The sequence below is a fragment of the Gelidibacter sp. genome (assembly GCF_035577925.1).
Taxonomy (GTDB): Bacteria; Bacteroidota; Bacteroidia; order Flavobacteriales; family Flavobacteriaceae; genus Gelidibacter.
The window spans coordinates 1-4,037 of the sequence record NZ_DATJCY010000105.1; the positions used below are offsets into that span (position 1 = coordinate 1).

The window sequence follows — 4,037 nt, forward strand, 5'->3', positions numbered from 1 at the left end:
AATCAATTCATCAAGCATACCGATGCTTGTGTGGACGATTTTTTAAGAGGGGATTTTAAGTCCCTTTTTCTTAACACCAAGAAACTTTCAAAAGTAGCCCTCAATCATTTTAAACCAATGATTCCACAGCAATTTCATGAGCTTTGGAAAAAAGGTTTGGAGACCAATGATTATTATTTAAAATTATGTGGCTCGGGCGGCGGCGGTTATATTTTGGGATTTACTGAAGATATTGAAAAAGCCAAATTGTCCCTTAAAGACCATAAATTAGAAGTGGTTTATAATTTTTAAATCCTCCCATACATATCCAAGTATTAGCGTTTTAATCTTTTTTCGATGCTAACCAGAAAACAGAAACATCTTTTATTAAAGTTTTTTAGCATGTTTTCTGTTGTTAGAGGCTATAACATTCTAATCTTGGTTATTGCCCAATATTTGACTTGCATCTTTATTTTGGCTCCAGATAAGCCGCTTCGAGAAGTGGTTTTCGATTTTAATTTATTTGTGTTGGTTTTAGCTTCAGCACTTACCATTGCCAGCGGTTATATTATCAATAGTTTTTATGATTCCGAAAAAGATCTAATCAATAGGCCACATAAATCCATGTTGGACCGATTGGTAAGTCAAAACACCAAACTTTCATTTTACTTTGTGCTCAATTTTCTGGCAGTGGTCATGGCAAGTTATGTGTCGTTTAAAACTGTGGTTTTCTTTTCGTTGTACATTTTTGGAATTTGGCTCTATTCACATAAATTAAAAAGACTGCCTTTTATTGGGAATTTGACCTCAACCACATTAATGATCACACCATTTTTTGCCATTTTCATTTATTATCAAAATTTTGATACCGTTATATTTTTTCATGCCATGTTCTTGTTCTTGATCATATCGATGAAAGAATTAACTAAGGATCTTGAGAATATAAAGGGTGATTTAGCGCAAAATTACCACACCATTCCAGTGGTTTACGGCGAGCGTTTTTCAAAAGCAATGCTGTCCATTTTGGCCGTCTTAACCTTAATTCCGACTATTCTGCTGGTATGTTATTTTGATGTGGGCCATATGGATTATTTCTTTTACATCAGTACGTTTTTGTTGTTTGTTATGATTTTGCTATTGTGGAAATCTAGCACAAGAATTCATTATCTAATTTTGCATAATGTATTGAAAATCATTATTGTGTCTGGTGTGTTTTGCGTTGTATTAATTAATGTTGATGTGGTCTTAAACAGAATTTGATAAAATCGTAAATTCGAGATGCTAAATCGCTGTATAATAAAGTATCTTTGCATAAATTTTTAAGTCATGAGCAGACATCAAGGTAGTAGTGGAAAAGGAAAAACTTCGGGCCGAGGCCAAGATAAAAGTTCTTCAAATGGAGGTGGAAGGTCTCACGACAATTCCAAAGGACATAGTTATTCCAGAGGGAATGCCCCAATGCGAAAAGTTACAAAAGACATTTCGAAGCCTGATGTTGCGAAAAAGCCAACTTCTAAAAAGTCCACTTCAGATGACATCCGTTTGAATAAATACATCGCCAATTCTGGTGTTTGTTCCCGCCGTGATGCCGATATGCATATTTCAACAGGAAGTGTAACTGTTAATGGGAAAGTGGTTACGGAAATGGGATATAAGGTAAAATTGGATGATGACGTGCGTTTTGATGGCGCACGGATTAATCCTGAGAAAAAAGCCTATGTTTTATTGAATAAGCCTAAAGGTTTTGCAAGTACAACCAGCGAAGGAAAGGGCCGAACCGTAATGGATCTGGTTGCCAATGCCACAACGTCGCGCATTAAGCCTATTGGCCGATTGGGCCGAAATTCATTGGGATTGATTTTGTTTACCAATGATGAAGCTTTGGTCAAGAAATTCACAAATTCAAAACATGGTATTCCGCGTTTATTTCAAGTTGAATTGGATAAAAACCTAAAGTTTGAAGATTTTAAAAAAATCCAGGAAGGTTTAAAAATTGAAGGTAAACTGGTCACTGTTGAAGAAATCAGTTTTATTGAAGGTGAGCCCAAAAACAAGATCGGCTTAAAAATCAAAAATACGGGAAATACTGTGATCCGTTCCATTTTTGGCCATCTCAAATATGAAATCGAAAAGTTGGATTGTGTGGCTATTGCAGGCTTGACAAAAAAAGATATTCCGCGTGGACATTGGAAACACCTTACCGAACAAGAAGTTAATAATTTGAAAATGTTATCGTAATTATTGATTTTATAAGATTCAAAATTTGAGATTGGAAATTGCAATGTTTGAAGTTTTTTAACGAGTTTATAGGTTCAATTAACTTGAAAAATGAGATTTTTTCTAAACAAAAAGAGTCTTGGTTTTGCGTTTGATTTTCAATGGGATAACCGTTGTTTAGTAGATTGTTTGAAATAAATTTTTAATACAAAATACAGATCCCGAATAATTTTTATACTTTCCATCTTGTTTTCTAATTTTTTTATAGTTCATTTGCACTTTATATAGCTGAACCCTTGAACCGCGTTTGTATGTTTGGGCTTTTGGATTTTAGGAAGTCATTTTCAAAAGCAACTTATAAGATAAGTCACCAAATTTTAAAGCTTACTTCTAATTTTAAACCTTTTATGAGCAAACGCTTCGCGTTCGTGTCTGTTCCCTCTTATCAACAAATTCAAGTTTGATTACTCATTATTTATCAGGAATTTATTACTCTAAATTAATTTATTTTTCAGAATTTTAAACCTTAATAAAACATAATGAATACAAAATATATTGATCTGATCAATCAAACTTTTTATTTTCCACAAGACGAATTTAAACTTGAAGATAAAACCCTTCAATTTCATGATATCAATTTGATGAAATTGGTTGAAGAATACGGGACTCCATTAAAATTTACATATCTGCCGCAAATATCCAATAATATAGGGCGCGCCAAAGATTGGTTTAGCAAAGCCATGAAAAAGCATAAATACAAAGGCAAATACCATTATTGCTATTGTACTAAAAGCTCGCACTTTAAGCATGTATTGGATGAGGCGTTTAAAAATGACATCCATATTGAAACCTCTTCGGCATTTGATATTGATATTGTTGAAAAGTTAAAGGCCGATGGTAAAATCAATAATAAAACCTATGTGATCAGCAATGGTTTTAAGCGCTCGCAGTACGTTACAAATATTGCGCGATTAATAAATGAAGGCCATAAAAACTGTATTCCTATAATTGATAATTACGAAGAGATCGATTTGCTTTCTAAAGAAATTAAAGGAAAATTTAATATCGGCATCCGAATTGCTTCAGAAGAAGAACCAAAATTTGAGTTTTATACCTCACGTTTGGGCATTGGATACAAAAATATTTTGCCGTTTTATAGAAATCAAATCAGGGACAATAAAAAAGTAAAACTAAAAATGCTTCACTTTTTTATCAATACCGGTATTCGTGACAATGCCTATTACTGGAACGAGTTTTCTAAATGTTTGAAAGTCTATGCCAACTTAAAGCGCATTTGCCCAACGTTGGATAGTTTGAACATTGGTGGCGGTTTTCCTATTAAAAACTCATTAGCGTTCGATTTTGATTACGAATATATGGTGGATGAAATCATTAATCAAATTCAATTGTTTTGTGAGCAGGAAGAAGTGGACGTGCCTCATATTTTTACAGAATTTGGTAGCTTTACCGTAGGCGAAAGTGGTGGTGCCATTTATGAAGTGCTTTATCAAAAACAGCAAAACGACAGAGAGAAATGGAACATGATCAACTCGTCTTTTATTACGACATTACCAGACACTTGGGCCATTAATAAGCGTTTTGTCATGTTGCCCATCAACCGCTGGTATGATACTTATGAACGTGTGCTCCTTGGAGGATTGACCTGTGATAGTGATGATTATTACAATAGCGAGCAGCACATGAATGCTATTTATCTTCCAAAATACAATAAAGAAAAACCTTTGTATCTTGGTTTCTTTAATACCGGAGCCTATCAAGAAACTATTGGTGGATTTGGCGGATTACAACATTGTTTAATACCTTCGCCTAAACACATTTTG

Annotated in this window: 3 protein-coding genes and 1 pseudogene; all 4 read left to right on the forward strand. The window is 33.9% G+C overall.

Annotation, left to right across the window (positions count from 1 at the left end; all coding sequences use genetic code 11):
• Nucleotides 1-291: pseudogene (locus tag VNJ50_RS03655) on the forward strand (mevalonate kinase); the annotation flags it as partial.
• A 45-nt stretch (nucleotides 292-336) separates the two neighbouring features.
• A complete protein-coding gene (locus VNJ50_RS03660; protein WP_325579157.1) occupies nucleotides 337-1,239 on the forward strand; it encodes a geranylgeranylglycerol-phosphate geranylgeranyltransferase in 903 nt (300 codons plus the stop codon).
• Nucleotides 1,240-1,305: 66 nt separating this feature from the next.
• On the forward strand, nucleotides 1,306-2,217 hold the full coding sequence (locus VNJ50_RS03665) for a pseudouridine synthase (protein WP_325579159.1): 912 nt from the start codon (nucleotides 1,306-1,308) through the stop codon (nucleotides 2,215-2,217).
• A gap of 518 nt (nucleotides 2,218-2,735) precedes the next feature.
• A partial coding sequence (locus tag VNJ50_RS03670; protein ID WP_325579161.1) for an arginine decarboxylase occupies nucleotides 2,736-4,037 on the forward strand: 1,302 nt, incomplete at its 3' end.